This is a genomic window from Kitasatospora sp. NE20-6 (genome assembly GCF_045862635.1).
Genome location: NZ_BPRL01000097.1, coordinates 13,751 through 28,521, shown reverse-complemented (window position 1 = coordinate 28,521; position 14,771 = coordinate 13,751). Strand labels below are relative to the sequence as shown.

Below are 14,771 nucleotides of genomic sequence, written 5' to 3'. Positions count from 1 at the left end.
CGGCGGTGGTACGGGCGGTGGCGGTGGTACGGGTGGTGGTTGCACGGCGACGGTGTCGGCGGGTCAGAAGTGGAGTGACCGGTACAACCTCAACGTGTCGGTGAGCGGTTCCAGCAACTGGACCGTGACGATGAACGTGCCGTCGCCGGCGAAGATCCTCTCGACCTGGAACGTCGGGGCGAGTTACCCGAGTGCGCAGGTGCTGACGGCGAAGCCGAACGGCAGTGGCAACAGCTGGGGCGTCACCGTCCAGGCGAACGGGAACTGGACCTGGCCGACGGTCTCCTGCAGCGCGGCCTGACCCACCGACAACCCGGAACACCCAGAGGCCGGGCTTCATCCGTACGCAGCCGCCCGATGAAGCCCGGCCGTGGTTGCGCCGCCCCCACGAGGAGGACCCACCCCGCATGCGAACCACACTGCACCCGTCGATCCGCTCGCTGGTCGCACGACTCGCCGTCGCCGTCGTGGCCGTCGCGAGCACCATCACCTTCACCGCCGTCGGCGCCGCCCCGTCGCACGCCGCCACCTGCAACGGGTACGTCGGGCTGACCTTCGACGACGGCCCGTCCAACGACCACACGCCCGCGGTGCTCAACGCGCTCAGGCAGAACGGCCTGCGGGCCACCATGTTCAACGAGGGCCAGTTCGCCGCGTCCTACCCGGCGCAGGTCCAGGCCGAGGTCAGCGCCGGCATGTGGGTCGGCAACCACAGCTACACCCACCCGCACCTGATCCAGCAGAGCCAGGCGCAGATCGACTCCGAGGTCTCCCGGACCCAGCAGGCCATCGCCGCCGCGGGCGGCGGTACGCCGAAGCTGTTCCGCCCGCCGTACGGCGAGTCCAACGCGACCCTCCAGTCGGTCGAGGCCAAGTACGGTCTGACGCAGGTCATCTGGGACGTCGACTCGCAGGACTGGAACGGCGCGAGCACCGACGCGATCGTGCAGGCCAACGCCCGGCTCACCAACGGCCAGATCATCCTCATGCACGAGTGGCCCGCCAACACCCTTGCGGCGATCCCGCGGATCGCCCAGGGGCTGGCGAGCCGTGGCCTGTGCGCCGGCATGATCTCCCCGCAGACCGGCCGTGCCGTGGCGCCCGACACCGGCGGTGGTACGGGCGGTGGCGGTGGTACGGGTGGTGGTTGCACGGCGACGGTGTCGGCGGGTCAGAAGTGGAGTGACCGGTACAACCTCAACGTGTCGGTGAGCGGTTCCAGCAACTGGACCGTGACGATGAACGTGCCGTCGCCGGCGAAGATCCTCTCGACCTGGAACGTCGGGGCGAGTTACCCGAGTGCGCAGGTGCTGACGGCGAAGCCGAACGGCAGTGGCAACAGCTGGGGCGTCACCGTCCAGGCGAACGGGAACTGGACCTGGCCGACGGTCTCCTGCAGCGCGGCCTGACCCACCGGAAGCCGGGCATCGCACGGTGGCGCGGCGGTCCACGGCCGTCGCGTCACCTCGCCGCCTCGCACTGTCCGGCCGCACCCCGCATCCCGTACGCCCGTCGGGCCATCGGTGAACGGCGGCACGCCCCCCGCGGGGCATCGGCGCAGGTGTGCGCGGTGCGGGGGTGCGGGCAGGCCGGGGGCGAGGGTTGCCGACGGTCTGTCGGCAAGGCATTGACTTAGGTAAGCCTAACCATACAAGATCGGGGGTGTGACGATCCGACCCGTGGAGGCCCGCATGTCCACCCCCGAGCAGCCTGCTCCGTTCTCCGCCGTACTGCGCGCCGCGAGCAGTGCGGAGCACGAGGCGGCCGAGCAGTCCTCGTTCATGAGCCGTCTGCTCGGCGGCCGGCTGGGGGTCGAGGCGTACGCCGACCTGACCGGTCAGCTCTGGTACGTCTACCGTGCCCTGGAGGGGCGGGCCGCCGAACTGGCGGAGCACCCGGTCGCGGGCCCGTTCATCGACCGGGCGCTGATGCGCACCGCCGCCATCGAGCGCGACCTGGCCCACCTGCGCGGCCCCGGCTGGCGGGACGCCCTCGCGCCGCTGCCCGCCACCGCGGCGTACGTGGACCGCCTGGAGTGGCTGGCCGCCGAGTGGCCCGCCGGCTACGTCGCCCACCACTACACCCGCTACCTCGGCGACCTGTCGGGCGGTCAGATCATCCGCGGCATCGCCGAGAAGACCTGGGGCTTCGCCCGCAAGGGCGACGGTGTGCGGTTCTACGTCTTCGACGGGATCGACAACCCGGCGGCCGCCAAGCGCGAGTACCGCGCCAAGCTGGACGCGGCCGGGCTCGCCCTCGACGACATCGAACGGCACCGGGTGACGGAGGAGTGCAAGCGGGCGTTCGCCCTGAACGGCGCGGTCTTCCGCGACCTGGACGCGCGGTACCCGCTGAGCGCCTGACCGGGCGCCCGCAGCGACGGGACGGCCCCGGCGAGCAGCTGCTCGCCGGGGCCGTCGTACGTGCGGGTGCGCCGGGGCGCCGGTCAGGGCTGCGTGCCGCGGCGGCGGCCCAGCACGATGGCCGCACCGCCGACCAGCAGCAGGCCGGTGGCCGTGGCCGCCAGCGGCAGCAGCGGGGTGTCGGTGCCGGTCGAGGCCAGCACCCCGTCGGTGCCGCCCGTGGTGGTGAGCGTCGCCCCGCCCGTCGTACCGGCGCCGTCGGTGGCTCCGGTGCTGACGGTGGGCGAGGCGGTCGGCAGCTGGGCGTCCTCGTCGAAGGCCAGCGCGACGGTGACCGGGTCGAGCGCGGTGCCCGCCGGGTACGAGGAGAACACCGGCACGCCCTCGGCGGTCAGCACCGCCGGGACGGAACGGAGCGTCACGATGCCGTCGACGGGGGTGAAGTCGGCCTTCGAGAGGTCGAGCGAGGCGATCCTGGCGCCCTTCAGCGAGGTGCCCCTGCCGTCCTGCGTGGTGCCGGTGACGTCGGCGGTCAGCCAGGCGCCGTCGCGGTCGACGGTCACACCGAGCCGGGAGACCGTCGTGTCGAGCGCGTAGCCGCCGCCGGTCGGGTGGCCGAGGAAGCGGACGCTGCCGTCGAACCCGGCCACGAGGGTGTGTGCGGCGGTGTCGTACGTGCCCTCGCCGCCGGGGAAGCGGTAGTCGGCGGCGCCGCCGCCGAACTCGACCCTGCCGTTGGCCACCGGCCCGGTGAGGTACGTGCGGAAGCTCTCCTTCACCGTCCACCGCAGGGAGCCGTCGACGACGGCGAGCGCGGAGGAGCCGCTCGGCGACGCGGAGACGGTGGCGGACGCGGAGGCCGAACCGGACTGCGACGCGGAGACGGACGCGGACGCCGAGGCCGAGGCCGAGGCGGATGCGGATGCGGAGGCGCTCGGGGACGCCGACGGCGTGGACGGGGTCTGCACGAGCAGCAGCGAGAGCGGGTCCATGGCGGTGCCGGCCGGGTAGAAGCCGGCGAACGCCTTCGCGCCCACCTCGGTCAGTGCGGCCGCGGTCGGCGTGCCGGTGGTGGTGTCCCGGGCGGCGGTGAACGTCACCAGCGGAGCGTCCTCGCGGCGGGTGACCTCGGTGGCGGTCGTCGACTCCTTGGAAGCGGTGTCGGCGGTGAGCGTGCCGGTGGTGCCGGAGGTGGTGACCCGCAGGTCGGTCAGGGCGATGTCCAGGGCGCCGTGGTGGGCGGTGAAGTGGACGCCGCCGGTGAACGACGCGTCGAGGACGTGGGTGGTGAGGTCGTACGTGGCGCTCGCCAGCGGGAGGTGGAGGGTGCCGTCGGTGTTGGTGGTGGCGCCGCCGGTCGCCTCGACGGTGCCCTGGCCGATCGGCCCGGTGACGTACGAGCGGAAGCTGCCCTTCACACCCCAGTCCAGGGAGCCGGTGCCGTAGCTGACGCTCGTCGGGCCGGCGGCGAGGGCGGGTGCCCCGACGGCGGTCAGGCCGAGGCCTGCCGTGGCGGCCGCGAGGGCGGCGAGGCGGGTGCGGTTGCGGCGTCCGGCGCGGGAGGCGGTGGTGCGGGGCGCGGTGATGCGGGGGGACACGGTGGTGCTCCGTTCGTCGAGCGGGGAGGGGGAGAGGGGAGGGGGTGGGAGGAGGATCAGGAGAGGTCCGTGCCGTCGGGCACGGGCACGGGCACGGGCGCAGTCGTGGCTGGGGCTGTGGCTGTGGCGGTGGCCGTGCGCCGGCGGTGGCGGCGGGCGAGCACGCCGCCCGCCGCGGCGAGGACGACGGCCGTGATCGCGCCGGCCACCGCCACCGCCGGCGGGGCGGACGGCGAGGGTGCCGCGGTGGGAGCGGCTGCGGGGGAGGGCACCGGGTCGGCGGCGGGGGCGCTGCCGATGTCCGGCAGCGGCGGGAGGGCGGCGGCCGGGTCGAGGGCGACGGCGAAGCTCAGCGGGTCCATCGCGGTGCCGGCGGGGTAGAGCCCGCCGAACGCCCCGGCGCCCGCCGCGGTGAGTTTCAGCGGGAGTTCGGTCGCCTTGAGCAGGCCGCCCTCGGCCCTGAGCGCGGCCGCGTCGAACTCGGCCAGCTCGACGCGGTGCACCGGCCAGGGGGTGCCGCTTCCCGGTGTCCGGCCGGAGACGTCCGCGGTGAGGGTGCCCCGGCCGCCGGCCACCGTGACGGCCGGGTCGGCGAGGGTGAGGTCCAGGCCGTACGTGTCGCCGGACTTCATGCCGGTGAAGCGCACGCTGCCCTCGAACGCGGCGGTGAGCGTGCCGGCGGCGGGGTCGTAGCCGCCCCTGGCCGGGGTCCAGCGGAAGTACGCGCCGCCGTCGGCCGCGCCCCGGGCAAGCTCCCAACGGCCCTGGGCCACCGACCCGGTGACGTAGTCGCGGAAGGTCCGGCGGATGCCCCAGTCGAGTGCGCCGCGGGTGAACTCCGTCCGTGGGGCGGTCGGGGCCGGGGCGGCGCCGGTGGCCGTGCCGGACGGCGCGGTCTGCGTCGGTGCGGCCTGTGTCGGTGCGGCGGTGGCCGCGGGCGTGGTTGGTGCCGGGCCGGCGGCCGCGGAGCGGACGTTGACCGACAGGCCGACCGGGTCGAGCGCGGTGCCGGCGGTGTAGAAGCCGCCGAACGCGGTGGCTCCGGCGGCGGTCAGGGTCGCGGGCACGTGGCCGAGGGTCAGGGTGCCCGACGCGCCGCGCAGGTCGACGCCCGCCAGCGACAGCACGGCCAGCTGGGTCTGGCTGGTGGTGCTCACCCGGCCGGTCTCCCGCGACCTGCTCCGGACGTCCGCGTAGAGCCCGGCCGAACCGCCGCGGGCGGCACGGAAGGTGACCCGGCTGATGGTCAGGTCGAGCACGTCGACGCCGTTCTCCCGGTGGCCGGTGAAGTGCACCCCGCCGGAGAACCCGGCGCTGAGCGCGCCGGTGGCCGGGTCGTACGTGCCGGTGGCCGAGTGGAAGCGGAAGGTGCTGCCGCCCGTGGTGGCCGCGCCGCCGGTCAGGGCCCAGGTGCCGTTGGCGACGGGCCCGGTGACGTAGGTGAGGAACGACTGCTTGATGCCCCAGTCGAGCCGGCCCCCGGTGACCTGGCCCTGTGCCGCGACGGCGCGGGCGGGCAGCAGGAAGGCCGTCAGGAAGACGGTCAGGGCGGCCGGCAGGGAGGCGGCCTGGCGGTGGGGCCGTCCGGACAGGGGCACGGCGGATCACTCCTCGGAAGCACACAGGGGCGGGAGCCGACCCCCCTTGCGGGATTTAGGTAAGGCTAACCTAATATATGAGTCAAGCCGCCCGCCGACCGGTCTGGACCGGCCGCCCGAGCAGCGGCAACACCCCACGAAGGAGCACATGGTGAGCAGCAGAACCCCCCAGCGCCGGACGGCCGGTCGACGTGTGAGGCTGCTGCTCGCCGCCGCCCTGCTGCTCCCCGCGCTCGGCTGCACGGCCGCCGCCGGCGCCGGACCCGACCGGGCCGCCGCCCCCGCCGGGGCCGCCCGCACCGCCGACACCGTCGAAGCGCTGCCCTCCCCGCCCGCCCCGGGACTGCCCGTCACCACGGCCTCCGCCGACGGCCGCCAGGTCACCGTGGCCAGCGCGGAGCGGATCATCCCGCTCGACGGCAGCCTCGCCGAGATCGTCTTCAGCCTCGGCCTCGGATCCCGCGTCGTCGCACGCGACGTCTCCACCACCTTCGAGCAGGCCGCCGGCCTCCCCGTCATCACCCAGGCGCACGACGTCTCCGCGGAGGGTGTGCTCTCCCTGCACCCCACCGTCGTCCTCGCCGACCGCTCCACCGGCCCGGCCGAGGCCGTCGCCCAGATCCGCGCCGCCGGCGTCCCGCTGATCGTCCTCGACGACGCCAAGCAGCTCGCCGACATCGGCACCCGGATCGACACCGTCGCCACCGCCCTCGGAGTCCCCGACGCCGGACGGCAGTTGAAGGAACGCACCGACCGCCGGATCGCCGAGGCCAGGGCCGCCCTGCCCGCCGACGGCCCGCACCCCCGGGTCGCCTTCCTCTACCTGCGCGGCAGCGCCTCCGTCTTCCTGATCGGCGGCGCGGACTCCGGCGCCGCCGACCTCGTCGAAGCCGTCGGCGGCGAGGACGCCGGCAAGGCCGCAGGACTCACCGGCGACTTCACCCCGCTCACCTCCGAAGCCCTCGTCAGGGCAGCCCCCGACGCGATCCTCGTCATGACCAAGGGCCTCGAATCCGTCGGCGGCGTCGACGGGCTCCTCAAGCTCCCCGGCGTCGCCCAGACCCCGGCCGGCCTCGACCGCCGGATCGTCGCCATCGAGGACGGCCAACTCCTCAGCTACGGCCCGCGCACCCCGCAGGTGCTCCGCGCACTCGCCGACCAGCTCTACCGCAAGGCCGGCGCATGAGCGCCGCCGTACGGCCCCTGCCCGGAAACGGAGCTGCCGCACCGCCCGGGCCCGCGCCCGCCCCGGAGCGCCCGGCCCGACGCAGCCGCACGGCCCTGCTCACTGCAGGCCTCGCCGCCGCGCTCGTGGCCTGCGCCCTGCTGGCGGCCGCCGTCGGCGCCTACCGCATCCCGCCCGCCGACGTCATCGCCTCCTTCGGTCACCGCCTCGGCCTCGGCGGGCACGCCCTGGCCCGCGTCCCCGAATCCGTGCTGTGGAACGTCCGCCTCCCCAGGGTCGTCCTCGCGATCCTGGTCGGCGGCTCGCTCGGCTGCGCCGGGGCCCTGATGCAGGGCGTCTTCGGCAACCCGCTCGCCGAACCCGCCGTCATCGGCGTCTCCTCCGGCGGCGCGGTCGGCGCCGTCGCCTGCATCGTGCTCGGCCTCGACGTGTTCGGCCGGTGGACGGTCACCACCTTCGCCTTCGCCACCGGACTGCTGACGGTCTTCGTCGTCTACGCGATGTCACGCTCCGGCGGCCGCACCGAGGTGGTCACGCTCATCCTCACCGGCGTCGCGGTCAACGCCTTCTGCGGCGCCCTGATCGGCCTCTTCCTCTTCACCGCCGACACCGCCGCCATCAGCCAGGTCACCTTCTGGCAGCTCGGCTCGCTCTCGCAGGCCACCTGGGGCAAGGTGCTCGCCGTGCTGCCCTTCGCCGCCGCCGGACTCGCCGTCGCCCCGCTCCACGCCCGCCGCCTCGACCTGCTCGCGCTCGGCGAACGCCCCGCCCGGCACCTCGGCGTGGACGTCGAACGCATGCGGCTCGTCCTCGTCACCGTCGTCGCCCTGCTCACCGCCGCCGCCGTCGCCGTCAGCGGCATCATCGGCTTCGTCGGACTCGTCGTGCCGCACCTGCTGCGCATGCTCGCCGGACCGAGCCACCGGTTCCTGCTGCCCGCCGCCACCCTCGGCGGCGCCCTCGTGCTGGTCGCGGGCGACCTCGCCGCACGGACCCTCGCCGCACCCGCCGAACTCCCGCTCGGCGTCCTGACCGCCCTGATCGGCAGCCCGTTCTTCTTCTGGCTGCTGCGCCGCACCCGGAGCAGGCAGGGAGGCTGGGCATGAGACTGCGATCCGTCCGAGCGATCCCCGAACGCCCTTCCCCCGGCGACGAGTTGCTGGTGGCCGAAGCCGTACGCCTGACGGTGGGCGGCCGCGACCTGCTGACCGCGGCGGACCTCCGGGTGACCGCCGGCGAGGTGGTGGCACTGCTCGGGCCCAACGGCGCGGGCAAGTCCACCCTGCTCTCCGTACTGGCCGGGGACCTCCCGCCGACCGCCGGCGCCGTACGGCTGCGCGGCCGCCCCCTCGCCGGCCACCCGACGCTCGAACTCGCGCGCCACCGGGCGCTGCTGCCGCAGAACGCGGAGCTGTCGTTCCCGTTCCCGGCCGGCGAGGTCGTCCGGATGGGCCGCGCCCCCTGGGCCGGCACCGCGGCGGCCGGCGAGGACGCGGCGGCGGTCGCCGGGGCGATGGCCGCCACCGAGTGCGCCGCCTTCGCGGAGCGTCCGTTCACCGCCCTCTCCGGCGGCGAACGGGCCCGGGTCGCCCTCGCCCGGGTCCTCGCCCAGCGCACCCCGCTCCTGCTGCTCGACGAGCCGACCGCCGCACTCGACCTGCGCCACCAGGAACTCGTGCTGACGGTGGCCCGGGCCCGCGCCGCCGCCGGTGACGCCGTGGTCGTCGTGCTGCACGACCTGACCCTCGCGGCCGCCTACGCGGACCGGGTGGTGCTGCTCGCCGCCGGACGCACGGTCGCGGACGGGCCGGTGGCCGAGGTGCTGCAGGAGCCGCTGCTCGGCGCGGTGTACGGGCACCCGGTGGAGGTGCTGCCGCACCCGCGCACCGGCACCCCGCTGGTGCTGCCGCGCAGGGAGGTCTGACCGCCCGGCGGACGCAGCGGCACGGCGGACGCAGCGGCGGTGCGTTCCGGGCCGCGCGGCGGTGTGTCAGGCGGGTCCGGTGCGGCGGTGCCGGGGTCACACCCGCATCGTCAGGAGCTGTCCCGGCCAGAGCCCGTCCGGATGGTCCACCTCGAAGGGCTCGGTGGGTGTGAAACCGAGCCGCTCGTAGTGCGCCACCAGCCGGCGGTCGTCGCCCGCGTAGCAGTCCAGGCGCAGCAGGCCGATCCCGCGGCTGCGGGCCAGGGCCGCCGCGTCGGCCACCAGTGCCGCGCCGATGCCGCTGCCTGCGAGGGCGCGGTCGGTGACGAGCAGTCTGACGTACAGCTCGCGCTCGTCGAGGGGTGCGGCGTAGTCGGGCGAGGTCTCGGAGAGCAGGCAGACCCCGATCGTGCGGCCCGACGCGTCCTCGGCGGCGCGCAGCAGGTACTCCGCGGTGTACCGGTGGATCCGCTCCACGGAGGCCGGGCGGCTCGTCCAGGGGCGGTCCCCCCACTGGCCGGTGCGGCCGTCGGCGGCCAGCCAGGCGACCGCGGCGTCGAGGAGGTCGAGGGTGGCGGCCGCGTCGTCGGGTCCGCCCGTCCGGATCTTCATACGAACAGTCTGGCGGGCGTCGTCGTACGGGGGAAGAGCCCGCCGGACGTCCCGAGGTGCGCTACGCGCCGGACTGCCCGCCGCCCGCGGCCGCGCCGTCGGGCTCGGTGGCCGCGGCCTCCCCGGGGTTCCCGCCCGCACCGTTGCCGATGTCCTGCTGGGTGGTCCGCCCGGTGCGGCGGCCCCGTTCACGTTCCGTCCGCCGGTCGGAAGGCCGGCGGGGCGCCGGCACCGGCCGCGGATCCCGGGCGGAGGTCGCGCACACCCGTCGCAGCAGGGCGTTCAGCTGGGAGCGTTCGCCCCGCGTCAGGGCGGAGAGCAGGTCGTCCTGGACGGACGAGACGTCATCGTGCAGGCGCTCCAGGGCCTCCTGCCCGGCGGCGGTGATCGTCATCACCTCGTGGCGCCCGCCGATCTGCACGAAGAAGGACTGCACGAGGCCGGCCGCCAGCAGGTCGCCGATGACGCGGGCCGCGGCCGTCGGGCCGAGCGGGAGCCGTGCCGCGAGGTCGGGCCGGGCGTGCGGTCCGAGCCGGGCGAGTGCTTCGAGCGCCGACAGGTGGTCGCGGGTCGTGTCCCGACCGGCCAGGCGTTCCGCGAGCCGGGCCTCGGCCGCAGCGGAGGCCGCCGCGAGGAGGTGCACGGTCTGCTCGAACGGGCTCGACGACCCCTTCCGCCCGTCGTACACGCCGCATCCAATCGCTGAGAGGGGGGACAGGTCGCGCCCGCCCCCGCCGTCGCAGGACACCACGACGGACCTGCGGACCCGACGGGGCGCGGTGGCCGTGACGAGGGGCGTGGCAGCGGGTGGCGATCCGGCCTGTGGGGCACCGGGGTTCCCCGTCCGGGCGCGCGACGCAGAGCGTCGGGGCCGCTCCGGTGAGTGAGCCCAGGCTGACCTTAGCGGCGCCCCGGGTTCTCTGTCTACATCGATGTCGTCCGATGCGCCCGGCGCAGGCCGCGGCGCACCCCCGGAGAGGTGGGGCGCGGCGGGGAAGAGGCGGGGAAGAGGTGGGGGAGAGGCGTCACCGGCCCTGCGTGGCCCGCACCACCGCCTCCACGTACTCGTGCAGCCCGTACGCCGAGCCCAGGCCCGACGCCACCGCGAGCACCACCACCGCGACGAGTCCGAGCGCCGACAGCCGCAGGGCGCGCCCCCGCGGTGCCGCCGGGGCGGGCCCCATCAGCGCCTCGACGCGGCGCGGCACCGGTCCCGTGCTCACCGACAGCAGCAGCCCCGGACGCCGGTCCGGCCCGGTCGACGCCGAGGAGGCGAGCGCCGCCCGGGCGATGGCGGTCGCCGCCACCCGGCGGTCGCCCACGGACGCGGCCGCCACCTCGTCGGCCCAGCGCTCCAGGTGGAAGACCAGCTCAGACCGGAGGCCCCGCAGCGCGGGGTGCGCGGCCGCGGCGAGATCCGTGGCGCACGACAGGAGATGGTGGCGGCCCGACAGGTGCGCCCGCTCGTGGGCCAGCAGCACGTCGCGCTCGGTCCGTCCGAGCGCCCGGATCATGCCGGCCGTCACGATGACCCGCCCGCCCCGACCGCGACGGCCCGGCAGCGCGAAGGCGTCCGCGTCCGCGCCCGGCACCACCAGCAGGTCGCCGGCGGCCGTCCGGTCGCCGACCGCCTCCCAGGCCCGTGCGAGCAGCGCGCGCTGCCCGCGCCACCGGAGTGCCACCAGCACGGCCTGGACCGCGAGCACCGCCCCGGCCGCGCAGGCGACCGGCACGGCGACCGGCCACGCCGCCGCCAGCTGCGGTACGGGCATCCGCTCCAGCGATGCCAGCACCGGCACGTGGAGCAGCCCGACCAGCGCCGCCACGGCACCCCCGGCCAGCAGCACCGCCGCACCCGTCAGGGCCAGGGACGCGGCGCGCGGCGGGAGGAGCCGGGCCAGGCGGCGGGCGGCAGGCACCGCACCCCACGGGCACAGCAGCGTCAGCGCGACGAGCGCCAGGGCGAGGCTCACGCGCCCTCCTCGGACTCCCGCAGCAGGCTCCGCAGCACGTCCTCGTCGTGCTCGGAGAGCGAGGACACGAAACGCTTCAGCACCAGGTCGCGGCGCGGTTCGCTCTCCAGCTCCCGGTGCATGCGGCCCGCGGCGAGCCCGGGGGCGTCGGCCACCGGCGCGTAGGCGAAGCCCCGTCCGGCGCGCGTGCGGACGAGCGTCCCCTTCTCGTGCAGGCGTCCCAGGATCGTCGCCACCGTCGTCCGGGCGAGCCCGAGGCCGAGGGCGTCGTTGACCTGCTGGGCCGTCAGCGGCCCGCCGGCCGCCCACAGGGTGGCGAGCACGTCCGCCACGAGCTCGCCGTGCGGACGCCTGGCGTCCTTGGTGCCGTCCGACATGTCGATCCCGTCCTGATCCGTCCACCGGCCCGATGCCGGCGCCCGTGCCACTGCCGAGGCCGGGGACGGAGGCGCCGACGGATCGGCCGGGGATGCCCATAAGGTTTGCCTAACCTGACTCTACGGGGGCATCCGGACCGTCCCGTCGCCGCACCCCCGTCGCCGCACCCCGCCGACCGCCCGCCCGGCCCGCGCCACGCCGTACGGCCCGCGGTCCACCGCCGCCCGCGGACCCACCGTCAGGAGGCGGCCCGAGCAGCGGACGGCGCCACCCCGGCTCCACCGGTCAGCCCCACACGGTGGCGAGGATGCCGCGCCCCTCGGCCCCGGCCGGGTCGATGAACCGTGGCACCCCGCCCGTCCCGATGCGCACGGGCAGCGCCCGGATGCTCTTCAGCGTCCGTCCCCAGTGGACGAGTTCGACGACCACCGCCTGCTGGACCTGCTCGGAGAACGTCATGTCGAACACGAAGTTGCCCAGCCCGTGCACGACCGGGCGGCCGCGGTACAGCTCGATCGGCTGCACCCAGTGCTGGTGCATGCCGATCACGGCGTCCGCGCCCGCCTCGACCAGCCGGTGGGCGACGGTGTACTGGTCGGCCACCGGCCGGTGGCTGTACTCCCGGCCCCAGTGCGGGACGACCACCAGCACGTCCGCCGAGGCGCGCGCCGCCCTGACCGACTGCTCGACGGCCGCGAGGTCGGCCGGGGCGAGCGGCCCGGTGATCGGCGGCATCCGCAGCCACACCACGCCCGGCGACGCCGGGCCCGCCTCCGGGGACTCCCCGACGGCGTCGAACGCGAGCACGACGAAGCGCAGGCCCCCCGCCTCGACCCGCGCGGGGTCGCGCGCGGCCGCGATGTCCGCTCCCGCCCCGGTGGTGGCGAAGCCCTCGCCCCGGGCCACCGCCACCGTCCGGACCAGCGCCGTGTCCCCGTAGTCGCCCAGGTGGTTGTTGCCCAGGGTGAGGATGTCGTAGCCGGCCCGGCGCAGTCCGGCGAGCGCCCGCGGGTCCGCCCCGAACGAGTCGCCGCCGTGCGTGGCCCGCCCCTCCTTCGACAGGGTGCACTCCAGGTTCCCCACGGTCAGGGCGGCGGCGGACAGCCGGTCCGCGGTCTGCGTGAACGGCAGCTCCCAGTTCCCCGTCCCGGCCATCGCGGCGCCCACCCGGCGGCCCAGCATCACGTCCCCGGTCCACAGGCTCGTCACCACGCGCCCCGGCCCCGGCCCCGCGCCCGCCCCGCCCCCGACCTCCGCCGTCACCGGGTACGCCTCCGGCGCCCTGAGCGGGTCGTGCCCGTCGACCGGCACCACGTCGACCCCGGGGACCAGCGCGTCCGCGGTCACCAGCGCGACGGCACCCCGGTCGGCCATGGCCACGGCGACGGCACCCGGACCTCTGACCACCCGGAACCCCTGCCAGGTGGCGGCCCCGCCGCGGTGGAGCTCCTCCACCTCGGCCCGGCCCGCCGCGGCCCCGATCGCCCCGGACGGATGGACCGCGAGCACGACCGGCAGCCGCACCGCCGACCGGGACACGGACGCGGCCCCGCCGGAACCGGACCCCGCAGGCCGGCCCGACCCGGCCCCGGGCCCGGCACACGCACCCAGCACACCCCCGGCGGCGCCGATCAGCACGGCACGGCGGGAGACGGGCGGCGGCGTCCGGCGCTCCGCGGGAGCGCGGTCGGGCATCCTGGCCACACGGCCACGGTAACCGGCCGCCCCCGACACGGCCCGTCGCAGCGCCTGCCGCAGCGGCCCCCACGGCTTGCAGGCCCGGGCGGCCGGGCCGGCCCTGCTGCGCCGCTCCCGCCAGGCCCGCTCCTCCCCGGCCCGGCCCGCGCCCGCCCGCCCGGTGCTCCCACCGAACCGCAGGTGGAATGCTGGGCACCTGCCCGACATGCGGAGGGCACAGGGAAAAGGGCACAGGGCACGCGCGGACCGATCGGTGCCGGACGGGAGACACATGATGGTTCGAGCCGGGCTGACCGCAGAGCGGCTGACCCGAGCCGGGGCGGAACTGGCCGACGAGGTCGGATTCGACCAGGTGACCGCCTCGGAACTCGCCCGGAGGTTCGACGTCAAGGTCGCGAGCCTCTACTCGCACGTGAAGAACTCCCACGAGCTCAAGACCGGGATCGCCCTCTTCGCCCTGGAGGAACTGGCCGACCGGGTCTCCACCGCAGTCGCCGGGCGCGCCGGCAAGGACGCCCTCGCGGCGTTCGCCGACGCCTACCGCGACTACGCCCGCGAACACCCCGGCCGTTACGCCGCCGCGCAGTTCAGGCTCGACCCCGAGACGGCCGCCGCCAGCGCGGGCGTCCGCCACGCGCGGATGACCCGGGCGATCCTGCGCGGCTACGACCTCACCGAGCCCGACCAGACCCACGCGGTCCGGATGCTGGGCAGCGTCTTCCACGGCTACGTCAGCCTGGAGGCGGGAGGCGGCTTCAGCCACACCGCCGTCGACCCGCAGGAGAGCTGGGCCTGGATCGTCGACTCCCTCGACACCCTGCTGCGCACCTGGTCCACCCGCTGACCACGACGACCGGAGGTGGTGCCACGGCGGGGGCGGAGGCGGAGGCCGTCCGGCGGTCGATCAGCCGACCCGGGCGGCGATGACCCGCGCGCACTCGATCGACTCGGCGTGAGCGGTGTCCACCTCCAGGTCGTAGGCCACGCCCTGGTGGACCACGTCCGCCTGGGACGCGGCCATGCCGATGATCCGGTCGCCGCGTGCGACCTCGCGGCCTGCGGCGACCGCACCGTCGCACCGGACGCCGACCCACAGCACCGGAAGGTCGCCCAGGGCGTTCCGCCAGCGCTGCTGCGAGTCCGCGCCGCCGAGGAAGACCTCGTCGACGATGACCCGGGCGCCCGTACGGGCCATCGCGGCGATCCCCTCGATCCAGGCCGCCTCCAGCGTCCGGAACGCCGGGCCGACGATCACCTCTCCGTCCGGGGCGAACTCGATCCCGCCGTCCGCCTGCAGGGAGGCCGGCATCGCCTCGACCAGCGTGTCGGTCCCGAGGGCCAGCCACGGATCCGGCAGGAGGGCCTGCAGACACCGGGCGATCCCGGACTTCCCCGAGCTGGAACCACCGTTGAGCACGATCACCTGAGTCGTCACCGTGCC

Annotated in this window: 14 protein-coding genes and 1 pseudogene; 7 read left to right on the top strand and 8 right to left on the bottom strand. The window is 75.8% G+C overall.

Annotation, left to right across the window (positions count from 1 at the left end; genetic code table 11):
* The 3 genes and pseudogenes from SNE206_RS37845 to SNE206_RS37835 form a co-directional block, all read left to right on the top strand.
* Positions 1 to 301, top strand: a pseudogene (locus tag SNE206_RS37845) (hypothetical protein); the annotation flags it as partial.
* Positions 302 to 407: 106 nt separating this feature from the next.
* Positions 408 to 1,409: a polysaccharide deacetylase family protein gene (locus SNE206_RS37840; RefSeq protein WP_407918129.1), complete on the top strand. Its 1,002-nt coding sequence runs from the start codon at positions 408 to 410 to the stop codon at positions 1,407 to 1,409.
* Positions 1,410 to 1,691: 282 nt separating this feature from the next.
* The gene (locus SNE206_RS37835; RefSeq protein ID WP_407918132.1) at positions 1,692 to 2,363 is read left to right on the top strand and encodes a heme oxygenase (biliverdin-producing); all 672 of its coding nucleotides are present in this window, start codon (positions 1,692 to 1,694) and stop codon (positions 2,361 to 2,363) included.
* An 83-nt stretch (positions 2,364 to 2,446) separates the two neighbouring features.
* Here SNE206_RS37835 and SNE206_RS37830 read toward each other — a convergent pair whose 3' ends face one another.
* Both SNE206_RS37830 and SNE206_RS37825 read right to left on the bottom strand, forming a co-directional pair.
* On the bottom strand, positions 2,447 to 3,961 hold the full coding sequence (locus SNE206_RS37830) for an HtaA domain-containing protein (protein ID WP_407918128.1): 1,515 nt from the start codon (positions 3,959 to 3,961) through the stop codon (positions 2,447 to 2,449).
* A 56-nt stretch (positions 3,962 to 4,017) separates the two neighbouring features.
* A complete protein-coding gene (locus SNE206_RS37825; protein WP_407918127.1) occupies positions 4,018 to 5,559 on the bottom strand; it encodes an HtaA domain-containing protein in 1,542 nt (513 codons plus the stop codon).
* A gap of 148 nt (positions 5,560 to 5,707) precedes the next feature.
* On the opposite strand from SNE206_RS37825, the gene SNE206_RS37820 reads away from it, so the two are divergent.
* Genes SNE206_RS37820 through SNE206_RS37810 form a run of 3 tightly spaced genes read left to right on the top strand, consistent with a single transcriptional unit; the run spans position 5,708 to position 8,669 of the window.
* On the top strand, positions 5,708 to 6,745 hold the full coding sequence (locus SNE206_RS37820) for a hemin ABC transporter substrate-binding protein (RefSeq protein ID WP_407918126.1): 1,038 nt from the start codon (positions 5,708 to 5,710) through the stop codon (positions 6,743 to 6,745).
* Complete coding sequence (locus tag SNE206_RS37815) at positions 6,742 to 7,851, top strand: FecCD family ABC transporter permease (RefSeq protein WP_407918125.1); 1,110 nt, start codon at positions 6,742 to 6,744, stop codon at positions 7,849 to 7,851. The genes SNE206_RS37820 and SNE206_RS37815 overlap by 4 nt, the downstream gene beginning before the upstream one ends.
* Positions 7,848 to 8,669, top strand: coding sequence for a heme ABC transporter ATP-binding protein (locus SNE206_RS37810; protein ID WP_407918124.1), 822 nt, complete (start codon positions 7,848 to 7,850; stop codon positions 8,667 to 8,669). The genes SNE206_RS37815 and SNE206_RS37810 overlap by 4 nt, the downstream gene beginning before the upstream one ends.
* Before the next feature lie 96 nt (positions 8,670 to 8,765).
* Here SNE206_RS37810 and SNE206_RS37805 read toward each other — a convergent pair whose 3' ends face one another.
* The 5 genes from SNE206_RS37805 to SNE206_RS37785 form a co-directional block, all read right to left on the bottom strand.
* Positions 8,766 to 9,281: a GNAT family N-acetyltransferase gene (locus SNE206_RS37805; protein WP_407918123.1), complete on the bottom strand. Its 516-nt coding sequence runs from the start codon at positions 9,279 to 9,281 to the stop codon at positions 8,766 to 8,768.
* Positions 9,282 to 9,342: 61 nt separating this feature from the next.
* A complete protein-coding gene (locus tag SNE206_RS37800; protein WP_407918122.1) occupies positions 9,343 to 9,969 on the bottom strand; it encodes a MarR family winged helix-turn-helix transcriptional regulator in 627 nt (208 codons plus the stop codon).
* A 337-nt stretch (positions 9,970 to 10,306) separates the two neighbouring features.
* Positions 10,307 to 11,254 (bottom strand): M48 family metalloprotease, encoded by a 948-nt coding sequence (locus tag SNE206_RS37795; protein WP_407918121.1) that lies wholly within the window; start codon positions 11,252 to 11,254, stop codon positions 10,307 to 10,309.
* Positions 11,251 to 11,631, bottom strand: coding sequence for a BlaI/MecI/CopY family transcriptional regulator (locus tag SNE206_RS37790; RefSeq protein WP_407918120.1), 381 nt, complete (start codon positions 11,629 to 11,631; stop codon positions 11,251 to 11,253). Before SNE206_RS37790 ends, SNE206_RS37795 begins: the two co-directional genes overlap by 4 nt.
* Before the next feature lie 286 nt (positions 11,632 to 11,917).
* Positions 11,918 to 13,171 (bottom strand): CapA family protein, encoded by a 1,254-nt coding sequence (locus SNE206_RS37785; protein WP_407918119.1) that lies wholly within the window; start codon positions 13,169 to 13,171, stop codon positions 11,918 to 11,920.
* A gap of 433 nt (positions 13,172 to 13,604) precedes the next feature.
* Between SNE206_RS37785 and SNE206_RS37780 the strand changes: the two genes are divergently transcribed.
* Positions 13,605 to 14,174, top strand: a complete 570-nt coding sequence (locus SNE206_RS37780; RefSeq protein ID WP_407918131.1) for a TetR/AcrR family transcriptional regulator — start codon at positions 13,605 to 13,607, stop codon at positions 14,172 to 14,174.
* A 60-nt stretch (positions 14,175 to 14,234) separates the two neighbouring features.
* On the opposite strand, the gene cpt is transcribed toward SNE206_RS37780, so the two are convergent.
* On the bottom strand, positions 14,235 to 14,765 hold the full coding sequence (gene cpt / locus SNE206_RS37775; protein WP_407918118.1) for a chloramphenicol phosphotransferase CPT: 531 nt from the start codon (positions 14,763 to 14,765) through the stop codon (positions 14,235 to 14,237).
* Positions 14,766 to 14,771 lie beyond the last annotated feature (6 nt).

Bases quoted from the DNA above. Each gene is read 5' to 3' on its own strand.
- SNE206_RS37815 (WP_407918125.1), top strand. From the start codon at position 6,742: ATGAGCGCCGCCGTACGGCCCCTGCCCGGAAACGGAGCTGCCGCACCG.
- SNE206_RS37805 (WP_407918123.1), bottom strand. From the start codon at position 9,281: ATGAAGATCCGGACGGGCGGACCCGACGACGCGGCCGCCACCCTCGAC.
- SNE206_RS37835 (WP_407918132.1), top strand. From the start codon at position 1,692: ATGTCCACCCCCGAGCAGCCTGCTCCGTTCTCCGCCGTACTGCGCGCC.
- SNE206_RS37810 (WP_407918124.1), top strand. From the start codon at position 7,848: ATGAGACTGCGATCCGTCCGAGCGATCCCCGAACGCCCTTCCCCCGGC.
- SNE206_RS37780 (WP_407918131.1), top strand. From the start codon at position 13,605: ATGGTTCGAGCCGGGCTGACCGCAGAGCGGCTGACCCGAGCCGGGGCG.
- SNE206_RS37820 (WP_407918126.1), top strand. From the start codon at position 5,708: ATGGTGAGCAGCAGAACCCCCCAGCGCCGGACGGCCGGTCGACGTGTG.
- SNE206_RS37840 (WP_407918129.1), top strand. From the start codon at position 408: ATGCGAACCACACTGCACCCGTCGATCCGCTCGCTGGTCGCACGACTC.
- SNE206_RS37790 (WP_407918120.1), bottom strand. From the start codon at position 11,631: ATGTCGGACGGCACCAAGGACGCCAGGCGTCCGCACGGCGAGCTCGTG.